The 17,644-nt window shown below is 63.7% G+C and carries 18 protein-coding genes; 9 read left to right on the forward strand and 9 right to left on the reverse strand.

Annotation, left to right across the window (positions count from 1 at the left end; translation table 11 throughout):
• Positions 1-31 precede the first annotated feature (31 nt).
• Together D3876_RS14690 and D3876_RS14695 are read left to right on the forward strand one after the other, a co-directional pair.
• Positions 32-703 (forward strand): squalene/phytoene synthase family protein, encoded by a 672-nt coding sequence (locus D3876_RS14690; RefSeq protein WP_182912021.1) that lies wholly within the window; start codon positions 32-34, stop codon positions 701-703.
• 60 nt (positions 704-763) lie between these two features.
• Positions 764-1,237 carry an EF-hand domain-containing protein gene (locus D3876_RS14695; protein ID WP_119763380.1) on the forward strand — a complete coding sequence of 158 codons (474 nt, stop codon included), beginning with the start codon at positions 764-766 and terminating at the stop codon, positions 1,235-1,237.
• On the opposite strand, the gene D3876_RS14700 is transcribed toward D3876_RS14695, so the two are convergent.
• Positions 1,238-1,651, reverse strand: a complete 414-nt coding sequence (locus tag D3876_RS14700) for a hypothetical protein (RefSeq protein WP_119763915.1) — start codon at positions 1,649-1,651, stop codon at positions 1,238-1,240. It abuts the gene before it with no gap.
• Positions 1,651-2,964: a methylenetetrahydrofolate--tRNA-(uracil(54)-C(5))-methyltransferase (FADH(2)-oxidizing) TrmFO gene (trmFO, locus tag D3876_RS14705; protein ID WP_119763382.1), complete on the reverse strand. Its 1,314-nt coding sequence runs from the start codon at positions 2,962-2,964 to the stop codon at positions 1,651-1,653. Before trmFO ends, D3876_RS14700 begins: the two co-directional genes overlap by 1 nt.
• A 143-nt stretch (positions 2,965-3,107) precedes the next feature.
• Here trmFO and D3876_RS14710 point away from each other — a divergent pair, with 143 nt between their 5' ends.
• From D3876_RS14710 to D3876_RS14725, 4 genes are all read left to right on the forward strand, one after another.
• Positions 3,108-3,539 carry a DUF488 domain-containing protein gene (locus tag D3876_RS14710; RefSeq protein ID WP_119763384.1) on the forward strand — a complete coding sequence of 144 codons (432 nt, stop codon included), beginning with the start codon at positions 3,108-3,110 and terminating at the stop codon, positions 3,537-3,539.
• Between the two features lie 14 nt (positions 3,540-3,553).
• Complete coding sequence (locus D3876_RS14715; protein WP_119763386.1) at positions 3,554-3,943, forward strand: VOC family protein; 390 nt, start codon at positions 3,554-3,556, stop codon at positions 3,941-3,943.
• 190 nt (positions 3,944-4,133) lie between these two features.
• Positions 4,134-4,790 carry a lysoplasmalogenase family protein gene (locus tag D3876_RS14720; RefSeq protein ID WP_238475384.1) on the forward strand — a complete coding sequence of 219 codons (657 nt, stop codon included), beginning with the start codon at positions 4,134-4,136 and terminating at the stop codon, positions 4,788-4,790.
• Positions 4,791-4,886: 96 nt separating this feature from the next.
• Entirely contained in the window at positions 4,887-5,588 is a 702-nt protein-coding gene (locus D3876_RS14725; RefSeq protein ID WP_147417667.1) for a VV20781 family protein, read from the forward strand.
• 48 nt (positions 5,589-5,636) lie between these two features.
• Here the strand turns inward: D3876_RS14725 and D3876_RS14730 are convergent, their stop codons facing one another.
• Positions 5,637-5,894 (reverse strand): putative hemolysin, encoded by a 258-nt coding sequence (locus D3876_RS14730; RefSeq protein WP_238475385.1) that lies wholly within the window; start codon positions 5,892-5,894, stop codon positions 5,637-5,639.
• A gap of 160 nt (positions 5,895-6,054) precedes the next feature.
• Here D3876_RS14730 and D3876_RS14735 point away from each other — a divergent pair, with 160 nt between their 5' ends.
• Positions 6,055-8,301, forward strand: coding sequence for a TonB-dependent hemoglobin/transferrin/lactoferrin family receptor (locus D3876_RS14735; protein ID WP_119763392.1), 2,247 nt, complete (start codon positions 6,055-6,057; stop codon positions 8,299-8,301).
• A gap of 32 nt (positions 8,302-8,333) precedes the next feature.
• Positions 8,334-9,299, forward strand: a complete 966-nt coding sequence (locus D3876_RS14740) for a DUF6607 family protein (protein ID WP_119763394.1) — start codon at positions 8,334-8,336, stop codon at positions 9,297-9,299.
• Positions 9,300-9,389: 90 nt separating this feature from the next.
• Here the strand turns inward: D3876_RS14740 and D3876_RS14745 are convergent, their stop codons facing one another.
• The 5 genes from D3876_RS14745 to D3876_RS14765 form a co-directional block, all read right to left on the reverse strand.
• Positions 9,390-10,790, reverse strand: coding sequence for an amidohydrolase family protein (locus tag D3876_RS14745; protein WP_119763396.1), 1,401 nt, complete (start codon positions 10,788-10,790; stop codon positions 9,390-9,392).
• Positions 10,791-10,837: 47 nt separating this feature from the next.
• Positions 10,838-11,179, reverse strand: a complete 342-nt coding sequence (locus D3876_RS14750) for a DUF952 domain-containing protein (protein ID WP_119763398.1) — start codon at positions 11,177-11,179, stop codon at positions 10,838-10,840.
• Positions 11,176-13,908, reverse strand: a complete 2,733-nt coding sequence (gyrA, locus tag D3876_RS14755; protein WP_119763400.1) for a DNA gyrase subunit A — start codon at positions 13,906-13,908, stop codon at positions 11,176-11,178. The genes D3876_RS14750 and gyrA overlap by 4 nt, the downstream gene beginning before the upstream one ends.
• Positions 13,909-14,023: 115 nt before the next feature.
• Positions 14,024-14,659 carry an SDR family NAD(P)-dependent oxidoreductase gene (locus D3876_RS14760; protein ID WP_119763402.1) on the reverse strand — a complete coding sequence of 212 codons (636 nt, stop codon included), beginning with the start codon at positions 14,657-14,659 and terminating at the stop codon, positions 14,024-14,026.
• On the reverse strand, positions 14,656-15,411 hold the full coding sequence (locus D3876_RS14765; RefSeq protein ID WP_119763919.1) for a YaaA family protein: 756 nt from the start codon (positions 15,409-15,411) through the stop codon (positions 14,656-14,658). Before D3876_RS14765 ends, D3876_RS14760 begins: the two co-directional genes overlap by 4 nt.
• A 191-nt stretch (positions 15,412-15,602) precedes the next feature.
• Between D3876_RS14765 and D3876_RS14770 the strand changes: the two genes are divergently transcribed.
• The gene (locus D3876_RS14770; protein ID WP_119763404.1) at positions 15,603-16,859 is read left to right on the forward strand and encodes a hypothetical protein; all 1,257 of its coding nucleotides are present in this window, start codon (positions 15,603-15,605) and stop codon (positions 16,857-16,859) included.
• Between the two features lie 218 nt (positions 16,860-17,077).
• On the opposite strand, the gene D3876_RS14775 is transcribed toward D3876_RS14770, so the two are convergent.
• Positions 17,078-17,557, reverse strand: coding sequence for an Lrp/AsnC family transcriptional regulator (locus tag D3876_RS14775; RefSeq protein ID WP_119763921.1), 480 nt, complete (start codon positions 17,555-17,557; stop codon positions 17,078-17,080).
• Positions 17,558-17,644: the final 87 nt, after the last annotated feature.

Raw genomic sequence — 17,644 nt, forward strand, 5'->3', positions numbered from 1 at the left:
CATGAATGAGTTTGGTTTACGTGAGGACTGCGTGACGCCTTCGATCGATCCGGAAATCGCGCTTTCAATAGCTTACGCGCCCGCCGGCCGACGGCAGGCGCTGGAAACCATATGGGTGCTCGATGCCCAACTGGGCAGCGTCGTTCGTTCCACAAGCGAACCGATGATCGGTGCGATGCGGCTGACCTGGTGGCGCGATGCTATCGAGGCGCTGGGACAGGGGCCTGCGCCCGCCGAGCCGCTGCTTCAGCAGCTCGATGCGGTGCTTGTCGCGCGCGGGCAAGGAGTGGGGCGGCTGCCCGACATGGCGGAGGGGTGGATCGTGCTGCTCGATCCTTTCCCGCTGCCGTGCGCGGCGCTCGAGGATTATGCGCGGCAGCGTGGCGGAGTACTGTTTGAAGAGCTTGGCCGGTTTCTGGGCGCGGCAAACGTTCCCGCGATAGCGGCGGCGGGCGCGGGCTGGGCGCTGGTCGACTTCGCGTTTCGCTGCTCCGATCGCGCAACCGCGGGCGCCGCTCTCGAACTGGCGCGCCCGATACTTCGCGAGGCGCTCGCTGCGCGCTGGGCGCGCGAGGCAAGATCGCTCGGCATGCTTGCGCATCTGGCGCTGCGCGACGCTGAGGCAGGGCCGGGCGTTCCGCGCCGTACGGGATCGCCGGGCAGGGCGCTGCGCATGCTCCGTCACCGGATCACGGGGCGTTGAGACTTGATATCGGACCCGAAACGAGCCTAGCCTCATTGCCGCATAGCGCGGGAGGGCGAAATGGGACGTTTTCTGGCAGGCGTTGCGTCGGCATTGCTGCTGGCCGGCGCGGGAATATTCTGGTGGCAGAGCCGCGCCGAGACCGAGCCGCGACTGCCGCTGGCGCCCGGCGTACAATCCGCGGGATTGCCGCTGTCGGGCGATCCCGTGCCCGCGCCTCCGGAGGCAAGCGCGAAGACCCGCGAGGAGAAGCGCTTCGGGCGCTATGACAAGGACAAGAACAGCGCGATCAGCGCGGAGGAATATTTCGCGAGCCGGCGCAAGGCGTTCGCGAAGCTCGACGCCAATAGCGACGGACGGCTGAGTTTCGACGAATGGGCGATCAAGGCGCGCGAAAAGTTCGCCAAGGCCGATGCGGACCGATCGCAGATCCTCACGCGCGCCGAGTTTGCGACGACCGCGCCCGTGCGCAAGGCCAAACCCAAACCCGATTGTCCGCCTGCACGTTCGCCGGGAGACGAGGACGAGGGCTGATCAGGCGCCGGGTGTGAACAGCCGAACCGGAGGCCCGACCTCGATCACCGGAACTTCCCATGGATGACGCGCGACGATGGCATTGATCAGTGCGTCCATATGCTCGCCGGGCAGATCGGCGTCGATCCACGTCAGCAGCACGATGGTCGGGGAAAGCGAAGGGGTGTCCGGCGTGCCCAGTGTGGGCATGGCTGCGGTGGTCGGCACGAAGCTCTCGGCGCCGAAGCCGATTTCACACACGCCGCGATAAAGGTCAAAATCGCCCAGTGGATTGTCGCCGCGGATGAGTTCCAGCAGGCGCGCAACGCACGGATCGCCCTCGATCGCCATCAGATTGCCCGCGGTCGCCGTGGCAAGCGCTTCGGCGGAGACGGGACAGTGGATCCTGATCGGCAACGCCGCCCGCAATGCCATCAGGCGGGCATCCATTCAGCGAACGCCTCGCGCGCCCGCGCGGTGTAGAGCAGCTTGCGATCCGCCTTTTTCGTGCGCCCCTCGATCGGCGGAAACAATCCGAAATTGACGTTCATCGGCTGATAACTCTCGACCTCGGCGCCGCCGGTGATGTGGCCGAGCAATGCGCCGAGCGCGGTTTCGACGGGCGGCGGTGCGATCGTCTGGCCCAGCAATTCCGCTGCTGCGAAGCGCCCCGCGAGCAGGCCGACGGCGGAGGATTCGACATAGCCCTCGCAGCCCGTGATCTGTCCCGCGAAACGGATATTGGGGCGCGACTTGAGGCGGAGCTCGCCGTCGAGCAACTTGGGCGACTGGATGAAGGTGTTGCGGTGTAGCCCGCCCAGTCGCGCGAACTCGGCGTTTTCAAGGCCGGGGATCATGCGGAAGACGCGCACCTGATCGGCATATTTGAGCTTGGTCTGGAAGCCGACGATGTTCCAGAGGGTGCCGAGCGCATTGTCCTGACGGAGCTGGACGACGGCATAGGGCCAGCGCCCGGTTCGTGGATCGTCGAGCCCGACGGGCTTCATCGGGCCATAGCGCAGCGTATCGACGCCGCGTTCGGCCATGACCTCGATCGGCATGCAGCCCTCGAAATAGGGCGTATCCTTCTCCCACTCCTTGAACTCGCCCTTTTCGCCATCGAGCAGCGCCTGGTGGAAGGCGAGATACTGCTCCTTGTCCATCGGGCAGTTGATGTAGTCGTGGCCTTCACCCTTGTTCCAGCGCGACTGGAACCAGCAAATGTCCATATCGATGCTGTCGCGGTGCACGATCGGCGCGATCGCGTCGAAAAAGGCGAGCGAGTCCTCGCCCGTCTGCGCGCCAATCGCTGTCGCGAGGCCCTCAGCGGTGAGCGGGCCAGTGGCGATGATCGCGGGGCCGTCGGGCAGGGCATCGACGCGCTCGCGGACGATCTCGATATTGGGATGCGCGGCGAGCGCGGCGGTCACCCCTTCCGAAAAGCCGTCACGGTCGACTGCGAGGGCCGAGCCTGCGGGCACCTTGTGCTCGTCGCCCTTGGCCATGATCAGCGACCCCAGCGCACGCATCTCGGCATGGAGGAGACCAACGGCATTGCGTTCGGCATCGTCGGAACGAAAGCTGTTGGAGCAGACGAGTTCGGCGAGGTGATCGGTCTGGTGCGCGGGGGTCATCGCGCCCGAGCCGCGCATTTCCGAAAGCCGGACCTTCACGCCGGCATTGGCGAGCTGCCACGCGGCTTCCGAGCCGGCGAGCCCGCCGCCGATGATGTGGATCTGATGTGTCACTGCGTCCCTTAACTTCGCAAACTTCTCACAAACGCGCATGTTGATTCGGCCTGTCCGACAAGCGACACGCACGCCTTCGCGAGCAGGATAGCCGAAGCTGGCGGCTGTAGGACAGCGCGTCGTTCTGCGCTAGGCTTGTTGCCATGCGGATCTTCACCATCGGCTATCAGAGCGCGACGCAGGACGAACTGATTGCGGCGCTGAAAGGGGCAGGCGTCGAGCGGCTGATCGACGTGCGCGCGGTGCCACTGTCGCGCAAGCCAGGCTTTTCGAAGACCGCCCTCGCTGCCGGATTGCGGGAGGCGGGGATAGACTATGTCCATCTCCGCGCGCTCGGCACGCCGCCGGAAGGGCGCTACGCGGCGCGCAAGGGCGATCGCGCGAGGATGGAAGAGGTATATGCCGAACAGCTCGAACTGCCCGAAGCGATTGCAGAAGCCGCGATGATGCGCGATCTGGCGGCGGACAAGCCGAGCGCACTGCTCTGCTTCGAGCGCGATCCCGCGATTTGCCACCGCACAGTGTTGCTCGAAAGACTTGCGGCCGACGCCGAAGTCGTTGATCTCTATCCCTGAAACAGGAGAAATTCATGCTCGATCATGTCGGCTTTGCGGTTTCGGACATCAAACGCGCGCGCGCCTTCTATGAAAAGGCGCTTGCGCCGCTCGGCATCACGCTGATCATGGAGGTGGGCCCTGATCTGACCGAGGCGGGCGGCACCGCGCTTGGCTTTGGCAGCGAGGGCAAGCCCTTTTTCTGGATCGGCGACAATGAACGCGTAGGCGAGGGCACGCATGTCGCCTTTACCGCGAAGACGCGCGCCGAGGTGCACGCCTTTTACGATGCCGCGCTCGCGGCGGGCGGCGCGGACAATGGCGCGCCCGGCTTAAGACCGCATTATCATCCGGACTATTATGGCGGCTTCGTGAAGGATCCCGACGGCGTCAATGTCGAGGCGGTCTGCCACAGTCCGGAATAGGCATAGGATTTTATCGCCGTTGGGGCTGAGTTTGTCGAAGCCCATTCTGCTCTCTCGTCGCGCCTTCGCGTCTTCGCGTGAACATCTCTTCTTTTTCACGCGAAGACGCGAAGGCGCGAAGAAAAGAAGGAAGCGGGGGGCTGAGGCAGGCACGGTCCAAGCAGGGTTGGGGCGGTTAAAGGGGGAAGCATTGGGCAAGACGGCGCGTTGGTTGGTGATCGCCAGCCTGTTCTTCGGGTTGAGCTATCCGTTGATCTGGAATCTTGGCTGGCCCGAAGGGTTGATCACCGCCTGGAAGGGCGCGGGCGTCGCGCTGCTGGCGCTCGCCGCAGCGAGCGAGGCGCGGGACGGGGACGGGTGGCTGCTCGCCGCCGTCCTCGGCTTCGGCGCGCTGGGCGATGTGCTGCTGGTCGGCAGCATGACGACGGGCGCCATCGCCTTCATTATCGGTCATGTGCTCGCCATCTGGCTCTATCTCCGCAATCGCCGCGCGACGCTCGCACCCAGCCAGCGCGCGCTCGCCTTGCTCGTCGTGCCCGTATCGGTGTTGATCGCGTGGTCGCTTCCGGTTGATCGAGCGCAGGCGCCCGGCATCGCGATATACGCGCTGTTCGTGGCGGCGATGGCGGCTGCGGCGTGGAGCAGCCGCTTTCCACGCTACCGCACGGGGATCGGCGCGATGATGTTCCTCGCGTCGGATCTTCTGATCTTCGCACGCATGGGGCCGTTCGAGGGCGCGATCTGGGCGGGGCTTGCGATCTGGCTCCTCTATTATGTCGGGCAAGTTCTGGTTTATCTGGGCGTGCGGCGAACGCTGAATTCCGATGTGGCGGTATCCGCTGGCTGAGCGCAGGTGGCCAACGCGGCAACGGGGCTCGTGATACAGTTCAGGATCGCGACAGTTTCGTCATCTAATTTCCGCTTCTCGATCCGGGAGGGAATGATGCGGAGCTTGTATTCTGGCGCCTCGATGGCGTTAGCTACTCTATTGTTGTCAGGTTGTATTCGTGAAGCGCGGATCGCGATACCCTCCCAACTTGCGATCGCATCCCAACGGCTTGAGCTTACCGATATGGGCGCAGGCGAGCGCGGCCAATTTCAGTTGGGTTCGTCCAAAGGCCATTTCACCCGTTCTGCCATTCACACAGCCTCCGAGGATGGCTTTCTTGTCCAAAATTCGGGCGGAGGCACGTTCGTCGTCGCAGGACCGGACGTCGAAGGGGAATTGTCAGCCAGGTGTGACTTCGGGGAGGTAGAGATCCATTCGGGCGTCGTGGTCGCGACCGCCCAACGTTTTGCGTATCGGTGCCGTTTCCAGCGCGACGGACAGCCCATCGAAGCGGGTCTTATTCTTGAGGAGATTCCACGTTCACCGGGCAAGCTCCTCTCCGGCCGAACCCGCGCCGGCAAACTTCACTTCGCCGATCATGTGATCGGTATTCGTGCAATTCACGACATGGAAGGCGGACGGATGCCGACCGGCACGCCGCTCGGCTACATGTTCGACATCGAGGGCAGGCAGATTGGCGCCGTTGACCTCAACGGTCTCAACAAGACCATCCACGCGCCTAATTCCGGTCCGGAGCGGGAGGCAGTGATTGCGGCGAGCGTCGCCCTGTCGATCCTTTGGGATCCGGGGGAGTAGCCGTCCGCTTTCCCCATTAGCAGTCATCATCGGCTATGCGTCTTCGCGCTAGTCGGTGCGTGCCACGCATTTCCCTTCGCGTAGCAGCGCCCATTCCTCGCACTGACGGCCGTCGGGGAGGTGGCAGATACCGTATTGGCTGCCATCCGCTGCCGTCCGGATTTCACTGCGCCCGCCTTGTTTGCCGCAATTGACCGCTGCCGGGTTGGGCATGCCGACGGGCTTCGGTTCGGGTGGCGCTGAGCTGCAGCCAGCCAATAAGCTCGCCATCGCGAACAGCATTGTCGTCGTGAAACTGCGCAACATCGCCCCCTCGCCAAATGGAGCGGTGACGATAGGCCTGTGTCGCCCGAAAGCAAAGTGGGGACGAGGCGGATGCATGAAGCCAGGGCACCCTTGACGATAGCGAAACGATGCGCTTACAGGTGCTATCGAGAATCACTTGCATTAGCATTCGGGGGCTTCCATGGATCGTTACCGTCTTACCGCAATCATTGCCTGCGCGCTGGCCGCGCCGGCCTGGGCCAATGCGCCTGACGCGGCGGATGCCGACGCAGCGGGCGCCACGCGCGGTCGCGACATCACGGTAATCGCAACGAGAACCCCCGAAGAGGTCAAGGACGTGCCGGCGACGGTGACGGTCAAGGACGAGGAAGACATTGCTGACGAGATGATCTCCGACATCAAGGATCTCGTCCGCTTCGAGCCCGGCGTCAGCGTCCGCCAGCAGCCGAGCCGTTTTGGCGCCGCGCTTGGCGTCACTGGACGCGACGGCGCGTCGAGCTTCAACATCCGGGGGCTCGAGGGTAACCGCGTGCTCGTCCAGGTCGACGGCGTGCGTGTGCCCGACGGATTTACCTTCGGCGCGCAGGCGGCCGGACGCGGCGATTATGTCGACCTGGGTCTTGTGAAATCGGTGGAAATCCTGCGCGGCGCGGCGTCTGCGCTCTACGGCAGCGACGGACTCGCAGGCGCAGTCAGCTTCGTAACCAGCGATCCCGCGGACCTTTTGGACGAGGGCAAGGATTATGCAGGCCGCGTCCGCGCAGCCTATGATTCTGCGGACGAGGAATTCAGCGAGACCGCGATTCTGGCGGGCCGCAGCGGTTCCTGGTCGGCGCTCGTCGCTTATACGCGGCGCGACGGCCATGAACTCGACAACAAGGGCACCAACGACGCCCCCAATTCCACACGGACTACGCCCAACCCGCAAGACACCCAGTCGGATTCGCTGCTCGGCAAGCTGGTGTACCAGACGGGCCCCAACAGCCGCATAAGGCTGACGGGTGAATATCAGAAGGGGACGGTCGACACGAACGTACTGAGCGGCATCACCCCCACGCCGCCGTCGGGCGTACTCCCCGCGACCGCGGTACTTGGACTCCAGGCGCATGACAGCACCGAACGCACGCGTGCCGCGCTCGACTGGCGTTATGACGGGGAGGGTGCGATCGATTTCGCGCAGGTCACCGCCTATTGGCAGGATGGCGAGAACCGCCAGTTTACGGCGGAGGATCGAAATACTGCATTGGACCGCACGCGTCTCAACACGTTTGAGAACCGCGTCTACGGTGCAGCCGCCGATTTCCGCAGCGACTTCGCCACGGGCTCGCTGGGGCACCATGTCGCCTGGGGTGGTGACATCTCGATCACGCGGCAGGAGGGGCTGCGCGGCGGCACCATCCCGCCCGCGGGCGAGACCTATCCGACGCGCGCCTTCCCGGTGACGGATTTCACGCGTGGCGGCATCTACGTGTCCGACACGATCGAGATCGCGGGCGGGGCTTTCACGCTCTATCCCGCGCTCCGCTTCGACTATTACGATCTTTCGCCCAAGGACGATCCGCTGCTGCCGACCTTTGCCGCGGCGAAGCAGGACGGATCGCGCTTGTCGCCCAAGATCGGGGCAGTGGCGAAGATTGGCGGCGGCGTCAGTGTCTTCGCCAATTATGCACAGGGCTTCAAGGCGCCCGAACCGAGCCAGGTCAACCAGTTCTTCGAGAATCCGGCGTTCGGTTACCGCTCCGAACCCAATCCTGACCTCAAGCCCGAAACCAGCAAGACGATCGAGGGCGGGCTGCGTTTCTCGACCGACCATCTTTTTGCGGGCATTACGGGCTTCAGCGGCAAGTACCGCAATTTCATCAGCCAGGAAGTGGTGAGCGGCGCGGGCACCGTCGCCAATCCGTTGGTCTATCAGTTCGTGAACCTTGCACGTGCCAGGATCGAAGGTGTCGAAGGCAAGCTGGAGGCGCATACTGACTGGGGTCTGACCGGGCAGTTCGCCATTTCCTATGCCAAGGGCGACATCAACGACGACACCGAGCATATGCCGCTTTCGAGTGTCGATCCGCTCAAACTCGTAATGGGCATTGGATGGCGCGATCCCGGTGACCGGTTCGGCGGCCAGCTCATCATGACGCACTCAGAGCGCAAGGAACTTGGCCGGACGACCTACACCGCGGCAAATGGCGCGCCCGCGAGCATCTGTACGGCACCGTGTTTCCGGCCCGACGCCTTCACGATCCTCGACGCAACGGCATTCGTTCGGATCGCTGACGCGTTCACGCTGCGTGCGGGCGTCTTTAACATTCTCGAGAAGAAATACGCATTGTGGAGCGACGTGCGCGGCCTTGCCGCGACGAGCACGATCACCGACGCGTTCACGCAACCGGGCCGAAATGTCAGTCTTTCGCTGACCGCGCGCTTTTGATAATCATTTGCAAAATTGGTGAGGGGTATTCGATGAAGACAGTCGTACACGGTCTGGCGCTGGCCGCGGTTCTGGGTCTTGGCGTGGTGGGTGGCGCACCCGCAGCGCTTGCGCAGACCGAAGCAGTGCAGGACAAGTTCGCGGCCGATCGCAAGGCGATCCTGGGCATGGCCGGCACATTCCACGTCAATTTCGATTTCCGTGAGACCGTGCCGTGGCGCGCCGACTATACGCCGATCGACCCCAAGGTTTCGGGCGGGTTCGAGGTCGTCCGCGTGATCGAGGACACCGGCAAGGTGATCAAGCTCCAGCATATTCTGGTGATCAGCCATGATGGCGAGGTATTCCTCGTCAAGCACTGGCGGCAGGACTGGACCTATGAGCCCGCTTCGGTGCTCGAATATCGCGGCAAGGGGAGTTGGGCGCTCAAGGCGCTGACCGACGGCGAGCGCCGCGGCGCTTGGTCGCAGACCGTGTGGCAGACCGATGATTCGCCCCGCTATGGCGGCGTCGGCCGGTGGACGCTCGACTTTGGCGCGCCGCGCTGGACGAGCGCCGAAAGCTGGCGTCCGCTCGCGCGCCGCGATGCGGTCCGCAAGCCCGTCTACGACCGCTATCTGGGCGTCAATCGTCATGCGCTGACCCCGGACGGCTGGGTTCATACGCAGGACAATATGAAGCTTGCCGCAGCGGACGGGACATTGTCGGCTGTCGTCCAGGAAACGGTGATCAACAGCTACGACACCGATACCGGCTTCCAGATCGCAAAGGCCGACGAATATTGGGCGAAGACCAAGGGCTACTGGGCGGCGGTCCGCAGCGCCTGGGACGCAGCGATCGCAAAGGGCAATGGTGTCACTGTCTCTGAGGAGCCCGAAAACGGGTCGGTGACCGGTCCCAAGCTGATGGGACTGGCCGACGACCTCGCCAAGGGCAAAAAGGCCGAGGCGGCCGCGATCGCCGAAGCGCAGGCGGTGATCGCGACAAACACCAAGTAGAAGGGGCTTCCGCACAGCCATGCCCGTTCTGCAGCGGGCATGGCCATCGGGCGTTCCTGTCTCAGATTAGGCACGCTTTCGAAAACGGCGCTAATCGTTCGAAATACTGCCTTGAACGACGCGCCCATCGGCGATCACCGCGACTATGCTGCGGCTGTTCTCGATCCGCAGCAGCGGGTTGCGCGAAAGCAACAGGATATCGGCTTCGAACCCCGGTGCGATCCGGCCGATGCGATCAGAGGCGCTGAGGAAGGCGGCACCGCCGGCGGTTCCCGCTTTGAGCGCCTGAGCAGGCGTCATCCCCGATTGAACCATCTTGCTCAGTTCCTCATGCGCTGAATAGCCCGGATACACAAAGGGGTTGTTGACGTCCGATCCCAATGCAACGGGCACGCCGGCAGCAGCAGCACGGTGCAAATTTTGCGAGACGTTGCGCAAATAACCGAGCGCTTCGTTTTCAGTCTCGGCTGAGGCGGCGAGGAAGGGCGGCGCGGCGAGGCTTTCGATGACTGCGGCCGGCACGCCTTTCAGCGCGTAGGGATCAGCCTCGCGCTGTTTGCGCGCCCAAGTCAGGATGCCGTCGTACAGTGAAAAGGTGGGGACATACCAAATGCCCCGTTCGGCCATCCGACGGAGCGTGGCGTCGGCCAGTGGATCGACCGGTGCATGCATGATGCCGTCGGCGCCCGCGTCGACCACGACCTGGGTGAGTTGCGCGGTGCTGACATGCGCGAACACGCGAAGTCCCCGCGCATGGGCGGCGTCAACGATCGTTTTGATCTGGTCGTCGGTAAGGCGCGGCTTGGGATGCCAGGGCGGCGGCCCGTCTTCCACGACGATCTTGATCGCATCGACCCCTGTGGCGGCCTTGGCGGCGATCAGCGCAGCGATATCCTGGCCCGGTTCGAGCACGGTCACACCGCGCGCCTCGGTGGCGGCGGCGGGCACGTCCTGCGGCATGTCGAAGATCGTCGAGACGGGATGACTTCCGCGTGCGGTGATGATCGATCCTGACCCGAAAATGCGCGGGCAAACAATCGCGTGCGAACCGCAGCGTTGACGGAGTCCCGGAAAATCGGCGTCACCTGCGCCGGTCGCGCCGGGCACGAAGACGGTCGTCACGCCATAGCGCAGGAACTGCCCCAGCGCGACCACGCGGCTGGCATCGTCCTGACGCGCGCTGCCGCCATTGCCGACATGGGCGTGGACATCGATCAGACCAGGCATGGCAAAGCGCCCGGTGCCGTCGATATGGCGCGCATCGTGCGGTGCAGCCCGCGTCCTCGCGGGCGCGATGGCAACGATGCGGCCCTTGTCGATGAAGATGTCCTGCGGCGCCGATGGCGTACCACGCTCGGTGTCAAGCACGACCACGCTGGTAATGACCAGCGGAGATTCGCCGTTATCCGCCTCGCGGGCAGGCGGCGCGGCTGCGTTCCCGGCTGACGCGAGCAGCGCCGCAAAAGCAAAACCGGAGCTCGACCAGCCCATAGCCCCTCCCGCCTTTGCGCGGAGGTTAGCCAGGCCTCGCCGTTCAGTCAAAGCGCAGGAAAGACGTGCTTTCCATCGGCATCGAGCTGTAACGGCGCTGCGTCAATCACCGCCGCGCGCGGTAGTACGCCGTAGAAGTGAGGAAAGAGCTGTTCGCCTCGGGAGGGTTCCCATTTCACGCCGTCGCCGAGCGCAACGAGGTCGACGATTGCCAGTACGAGCTGCTCCTGACCAGCGAAATGCTTGTCGGCGGTCTCGCGCACCTGCTCCGCTGTCGACATATGGATATAGCCGTCCGCAAGATCCACCGGCGCGCCTTCGAAGCGGCCGGTGGTATCGAGTTCAGACCATTGCTCGGCGGTCAGGATCTTGTAGGCGACCGCGCTCATTCGTCGGCGGCGGGAGCCTCGGGCGTGGTGCCCTCGACCGCTTCGGCGCCAGCTTCGCCTTCCGTCTCTTCCTCGCCGCTGTCCGCGATCTTCGCGGCCGAGACGACATGCTCGTTGTCGGCGACGTTGAACAGGCGGACGCCCGCACTGTTGCGGCCGATAACGCGGAGCGAATCGAGCCCCATGCGGATCAGCTTTGCCTGATCGGTGACGAGCATCAACTGGTCGCTGCGCTCTGCAGGGAAGCTCGCCACGACGAGGCCGTTGCGCGCGATATTGTCGATATTGGTGATGCCCTGGCCGCCGCGACCCGTGCGGCGATATTCGTAGGCAGAACTGAGCTTGCCATAGCCATTGGCACAGACCGTCAGGATGAACTGCTCGCGGCCTGCAAGCTCCGTGAAGCGCTCCGCCGTCATCTGCGGCGAACCTTCCTTCTCGGCCTTCCACGGTGCGAAGCGCAGATAGTCTTCGCGCTCTTCCTGATCCCTGACGCCCGCGCGGTGCAGGATCGAAAGCGAGATCACCTCGTCGCCCGCGCCGAGACGAATGCCGCGGACGCCGGTCGAGTTGCGGCTCTGGAATTCACGCACATCGTCGCCGGGGAAGCGGATCGCCTTGCCCTGGCGCGTGGCGAGGAGGACGTCGTCCTCCTCTTCGAGCAGTGCGACGCCGATCAGGCAGTCGTCTTCATCCTCACCCTCGAACTTCATCGCGATCTTGCCGTTGGTGGGTACGTTGGTGAACGCATCCATCGAATTGCGGCGGACCGAACCCTTGGCTGTGGCGAACATGACATGGAGCTTGCCCCACTCGTTCTCGTCCTCGGGCAGCGGCAGCACTGTGGAGATCGTCTCCCCTTCGGCCAGCGGCAGCAGGTTGATGAGCGGACGCCCGCGCGTGGCGGGCCCGCCTTCGGGCAGGCGCCACACCTTCATGCGATAGACCCTGCCATGCGTCGAGAAGAACAGCACGGGCGTATGTGTGCTGGTGACGAACAGGTTGGTGACGACGTCCTCTTCCTTCGTCGCCATGCCCGCGCGGCCCTTGCCGCCGCGCGCCTGTGAGCGGAACGTGTCGAGCGTGGTGCGCTTGATATAGCCCTGCATGGTCACGGTCACGACCATGTCCTCGCGCTCGATGAGGTCCTCATCGTCGATGCCGTCGGCGGCGGGGGCGATCACGGTCTTGCGCGGGGTGGCGAATTCGTCGCGCACCGCCTCGAGCTCCTCGCGCATCACCGCATAGAGCTTCACGCGATCGGCGAGGATCGCAAGCAGTTCGGAGATGCTGGCGGCGAGGCCCTGGAGCTCGTTGCCGATTTCGTCGCGGCCCAGCGCAGTCAGGCGGTGGAGGCGCAGATCCAGGATCGCCCGGACCTGCGTTTCGGACAAGCGGTAGGTGTCGCCCTCCACCTCATGTTCAACAGCCTCGACGAGCTTGATATAGGCCGCGATCTCGGCGACCGGCCATTCGCGCGCGAGCAGCGCGGCGCGCGCTTCGGCGGGGCTCGACGAGCCACGGATGATGCGGACGACCTCATCGAGGTTGGTCACCGCGATGACAAGGCCGAGCAAGATATGCGCGCGTTCGCGGGCCTTTTTCAGCTCGAACTTCGAACGGCGGGTAATCACCTCTTCGCGGAACTTCACGAAGGATTCGATGATATCGCGCAGCGCTAGCGTTTCCGGGCGGCCGCCGCGGATCGCGAGCATATTGGCGGGGAAGCTCGACTGCGCGGGCGTGTGGCGCCAGAGTTGGTTGAGCACGACCTCGGGGGTCGCGTCGCGCTTCAGGTCGATGACGATGCGCACGCCGAGACGATTGGATTCGTCGCGGATGTCGCTGATGCCCTCGATCCGCTTGTCCTTGGCGGCCTCGGCGATCTTCTCGACCAGCCCGCTCTTGCCCGTCTGATAGGGGATCTCGGTGAGCACGACCGAGCGGCGATCGCCGCGACCTTCCTCGACGTCGTATTTCGAACGGACAATGATCGAACCACGGCCCGTGTGATAGGCGCTGCGCGCTCCCGCCTGGCCGAGGATCGTCGCGCCCGTCGGAAAATCGGGACCGGGAATGATCTCGATCAATTCCTCGGTGGTGATCGCGGGGTTGTCCATATAGGCGAGGCAACCCGCAATGACTTCACCCAGATTGTGCGGCGGGATATTGGTCGCCATGCCGACCGCGATGCCGCCCGCACCGTTTACGAGCAGGTTGGGGAAGCGTGCAGGGAGGACCTGCGGTTCGCTTTCCGACGCGTCATAATTGGGCGTGAAGTCGACGGTGTCCTTGTCGAGATCCTCGAGCAGACTGTTGGACACCTTTGCGAGGCGCGCCTCAGTATAACGCATCGCCGCCGGATCATCGGGGTCCATCGAACCGAAATTGCCCTGGCCGTCCATGAGCATGACGCGCATCGACCAATCCTGCGCCAGGCGCGCGAGCGCCATGTAGATCGCGCTGTCGCCGTGCGGGTGGTATTTACCCATGACGTCGCCGACGATGCGGCTGCACTTGCGATAGGGCCGCCCAGCGACATAGCCCGCCTCGTGGCAGGCATAGAGGATGCGACGATGCACCGGCTTGAGACCGTCGCGCACGTCGGGAAGCGCGCGGCTGACAATCACCGACATGGCGTAGTCGAGATAGCTCGACTTCATCTCATCGACGATGTTGATGGGCGTAATGTCCGAAGGATCGGCGAGCAGTGTCTCGTCGGTGCTCAAGGTGCTGCTTTCAGAAAGTGATTCCGTTGAACGATCACCCCTAGAGCATGGGAATGATCATTTCCAGTCCTCGCGCGTGCGTATGCGCGCGCACGCACGCGCGAGAATGCTGCTGTCAGGGCGCGATCTCGGTGCCGTCCCATGAAAGGAATTTGCCGCTGTCGCGAACGCCCAGCGCCTCGATACCGTCGAGAATCTGAAGCGCGGCGCGTTCGGGATCGGCGGGATTGCCGGGATCGATGGCCACGATCACAGCCCGCCGGGCCGCGCGCGTACTTTCAATGGCGAGCGTTTTTACGAGCATCGTGAGCGCTGCTCTTGACGCCCGACGCGCATAGCCGCCGCCAAGGCGGTTGTCGGTGATGCTTCCGTCGCGTCCCGAAATCATCACGAGCAGAGGCGTGCCGGTCGTGGGCAACAACGGCAGGAAATGCTTGGCAACCAGCGCGGGGCCGATCGCGTTGATCGCGAATGCCCGTTCCAGGGCCTCGCGGCTGATATCGGCGATCGAGGGATGGTCGACACCGCCCGTATCCGTTGCAATGACCACGAGTGAAGGCGCCGGGCCGGCGCCCACATGCGCGGCGGCGGCGGCGATGCTCGCTTCGTCGAGAGAGTCGATACGTTCGGGGCCTGCGCGATCCCGCGCAAAGCCGTATACCTTGCCGTGCGCGCCTTCATCGATCAGCGCGGCCTCTATTGCTGCGCCGATGCCCTCCGATGCGCCGACAACAACGGCAGTGCCGTTCATCGCCGCACGAAGCGCCAGAGATCGCCCTGCGATTCGTCCGCGTCGAAGGCGTAACCGTCGCTGTCGAAGCCCTTGAGCGCCTCGGGGTCGGACAAATGATGCTCGCACATATAGCGTGCCATCATGCCGCGAGCGCGCTTGGCCGCGAAGCTGTTGAAGCGCAGGCCCGCCGGGCCGATCTCGCGAAAGTCGATCGTGATGACGCGAACGCTCTCGGGCAGCCGCCCCTTCACCGCGCCCCAATATTCCTGGCTCGCGAGATTGATGATGGTCGAGGATCCAAGCACGGCGAGGTCCGCGGTTGCCAGATCCGCGATGCGGTTGCCCCAGAAACTGTAGAGATCGCCGACGGCGGGCGCCCACCGGGTTCCCATTTCCAGACGGTAGGGACGGATGCCGTCAAGCGGCCGAAGCAGCCCGTACAGGCCGGAAAGGATGCGCACATGGTTTTGCGCGAAACAAACCGCGTCCTCGCCCAGGCTCCTGGCCTCAAATCCGATATAGACGTCGCCGGCAAAGGCGTAGAGCGCCTGGCGCGTCGGCAGGTTTTGGAAGTTCGCGAACCGCTCAACATTGAGCACCGCAAGGTTCTCCGAAATATCCATGATCGCCTGCAGCCGCGAAGCTGAAAGCTCGGACGCTGCACCCGCCAGGATCATCGATTCGGTTTCGAAACGCGGGTTCGTTTCCGCGAGAGGGGGTATCACGGACTTGTAGTCGAGCGTTTTGGCGGGAGACAGAAAGGCAAGCATCGGCGCCCGGTAGCCGAAAGCGCGTCGCCAGGTCAAAGCGATAGCGCGAAAATCGTTAAAGCGTCGTTCAGCGGGGGAACCGCAGGGTTCAACGGTGGTTGTGAGGCTTGTGTGTCGGGTCGCGCGCGACTAGGCACGCGTCTACGCGCGTGCAGTACGCAAAGGCCCGGCAGCAGCAGGAGAATGGATCAATGAAGGTGGTTTCGAAGGCAGCGCTCGGTCTCGCGCTTGCGGTCAGCTCAGTGTCGATGATGGCAGCTTTTCCTGCGCAGGCGCAGAAGGACAAGAAGGAAAAGGAGGCCAAGGGCCCCCAGCTCAAGCTGAGCAAGGAATTTCGCGCCGCCATGGCGCCCGTCGATGCAGCCGCCAAGGCGAACAACCCGGCTGGCGTGTTGACGGCTGCGGCCTCGCTTGATGCCGCCGCGACGACGCCGGACGAAAAATACGTCCTCAACCAGTATCGTCTCGACGCGGGGATCAAGACCAAGGATCCGAAGGCTCAGGCCCAGGCGCTTGACGGCATGCTCGCAACCGGGCTCGTGCCCGCGGCCGACGCCGCTAAATTCCAGTTCTATCTGGGCAAATTCGCCTATGAAGCGAATGATTTCGCCAAGGCCGATACCGCGCTGACCGCGGCTGCCGCCGGGGGCTATAACAGCACCGACCTGTATCTGACCCAGTCGCAGCTCTATTCGAAGCAGAACAAGGCGCCGCAGGCGATGGCTTCGCTCGAAAAGGCGATCGCCGCCGAAAAGGCAGCGGGCAAGCCGGTTCCCGACGAATGGTACAAGTTCGGCATCAGCCAGGCGTATAAGAGCAAGGATATGGCCGCGACGGCGCGCTGGTCGGCGATGCAGCTTGCCGCCAACCCCACGCCCGAGAACTGGCGCCAAGCGCTCGTGCTCTATCGCGACGGCGGCAATCTTGGGCGCAAGGTCGAGCTCGACCTGTTCCGCTTGATGCGCGCCACCAACTCGCTCGCCGGCGAGCGGGACTATTATGATTATGCGTATGTCGCGAACCAGGACGGTCTGCCCGGTGAAGCCAAGACCGCGATCGACCTGCTGAAGGCCAAGGGTTCGGTCTCCAACAGGAGCATCAACGAACTTTATACCGAGGTCTCGGGCAAGGTCACCGCGGACAAGTCAAGCCTCGCCACCGAAGAGAAGCGCGCGGGTTCCGCGCCCAATGGCGTGCTCGCCGCGGGAACGGGCAACGCCTATCTCGGCTATGGCGAATATGCCAAGGCGGTTCCGCTGTTGCAGACCGCGCTTACCAAGGGCGGCGTCGACGCCGACGAGGTCAACACGCGCCTTGGCATCGCACTCGCCATGTCGGGCCAGAAAGAAGAAGCCAAGAAGGTGTTCGCCAGCGTCAAGGGTGCGCGCACCGGCATTGCGCAGTTCTGGCTGACCTGGCTCAATCAGGGCGCCGCGCCGGCCGCCTGATCAGCTAGCGCTAGACAGAAAAAGGCGGCGAGCATCGGCTCCGCCGCCTTTTTTTGTCCGGGTATCGGGAAAAAGCTGCCTTAGCCGTCGTGCGTTTTATAGGGTTCAGTACTCCTGCGAAAGCAGGAGCCCATTTTCCCGGGCGTATAGTCGTTTCCGGCATGGGCTCCGGGTCAAGCCCGGAGCACGAATAGGGATCAGATGTAACGCGCGATGCTCTAGCCCTCGCCCTCCAGCGGAACGCCGGGCTGGAACTTCGAGCGCCGGATCGTCAGCGAGGTCTTGACGCTCGACACATTGGGCGCAGGCGTCAGCTTGGACGTCAGGAAATCCTGGAAGCTTTGCAGATCCCTGGCGACGATCTTGAGCAGGAAGTCGATCTCGCCATTGAGCATATGGCACTCACGCACCTCTGCCAGCTCCGCGATATGCTTCTCGAACGCCTGGAGATCGGCCTCGGCCTGACTCTTGAGGCTGACCATTGCAAAAATGGTGATGCCATAACCGAGCGCGGCCTGATCTAGCCGGGCGTTGTACCCCTGGATCACGCCCGCATCCTCAAGGCTGCGCACGCGGCGCAGGCAGGGTGGGGCGGTCAGCCCGATCTTGGAGGCAAGTTCGACATTGGTCATGCGCCCGTCCGACTGGAGGTGCGCGAGGATCTGTCGGTCAATATCGTCGATGGTCAATTGGGCCATGTAGCGAACATCCATACTCAAAACTGCATCGGCTTATAATTTAATTACGGCGGAATGCAATTGTCCCACATTGCGACGCGCCATAAA

It is taken from the genome of Sphingomonas cavernae, from assembly GCF_003590775.1.
In the GTDB taxonomy this organism is placed as follows: domain Bacteria; phylum Pseudomonadota; class Alphaproteobacteria; order Sphingomonadales; family Sphingomonadaceae; genus Sphingobium_A; species Sphingobium_A cavernae.

Excerpts from the sequence above, each read along its gene's own strand:
- D3876_RS14700 (WP_119763915.1), bottom strand. The coding sequence starts at position 1,651 with ATGGCATTGCGGGCGGCGTTGCCGATCAGGATCCACTGTCCCGTCTCC.
- D3876_RS14710 (WP_119763384.1), top strand. The coding sequence starts at position 3,108 with ATGCGGATCTTCACCATCGGCTATCAGAGCGCGACGCAGGACGAACTG.
- D3876_RS14740 (WP_119763394.1), top strand. The coding sequence starts at position 8,334 with ATGAAGACAGTCGTACACGGTCTGGCGCTGGCCGCGGTTCTGGGTCTT.
- D3876_RS14745 (WP_119763396.1), bottom strand. The coding sequence starts at position 10,790 with ATGGGCTGGTCGAGCTCCGGTTTTGCTTTTGCGGCGCTGCTCGCGTCA.
- D3876_RS14725 (WP_147417667.1), top strand. The coding sequence starts at position 4,887 with ATGCGGAGCTTGTATTCTGGCGCCTCGATGGCGTTAGCTACTCTATTG.
- D3876_RS14760 (WP_119763402.1), bottom strand. The coding sequence starts at position 14,659 with ATGAACGGCACTGCCGTTGTTGTCGGCGCATCGGAGGGCATCGGCGCA.
- D3876_RS14735 (WP_119763392.1), top strand. The coding sequence starts at position 6,055 with ATGGATCGTTACCGTCTTACCGCAATCATTGCCTGCGCGCTGGCCGCG.
- D3876_RS14770 (WP_119763404.1), top strand. The coding sequence starts at position 15,603 with ATGAAGGTGGTTTCGAAGGCAGCGCTCGGTCTCGCGCTTGCGGTCAGC.
- D3876_RS14775 (WP_119763921.1), bottom strand. The coding sequence starts at position 17,557 with ATGGCCCAATTGACCATCGACGATATTGACCGACAGATCCTCGCGCAC.
- D3876_RS14765 (WP_119763919.1), bottom strand. The coding sequence starts at position 15,411 with ATGCTTGCCTTTCTGTCTCCCGCCAAAACGCTCGACTACAAGTCCGTG.
- D3876_RS14695 (WP_119763380.1), top strand. The coding sequence starts at position 764 with ATGGGACGTTTTCTGGCAGGCGTTGCGTCGGCATTGCTGCTGGCCGGC.
- D3876_RS14730 (WP_238475385.1), bottom strand. The coding sequence starts at position 5,894 with ATGTTGCGCAGTTTCACGACGACAATGCTGTTCGCGATGGCGAGCTTA.
- D3876_RS14715 (WP_119763386.1), top strand. The coding sequence starts at position 3,554 with ATGCTCGATCATGTCGGCTTTGCGGTTTCGGACATCAAACGCGCGCGC.
- D3876_RS14750 (WP_119763398.1), bottom strand. The coding sequence starts at position 11,179 with ATGAGCGCGGTCGCCTACAAGATCCTGACCGCCGAGCAATGGTCTGAA.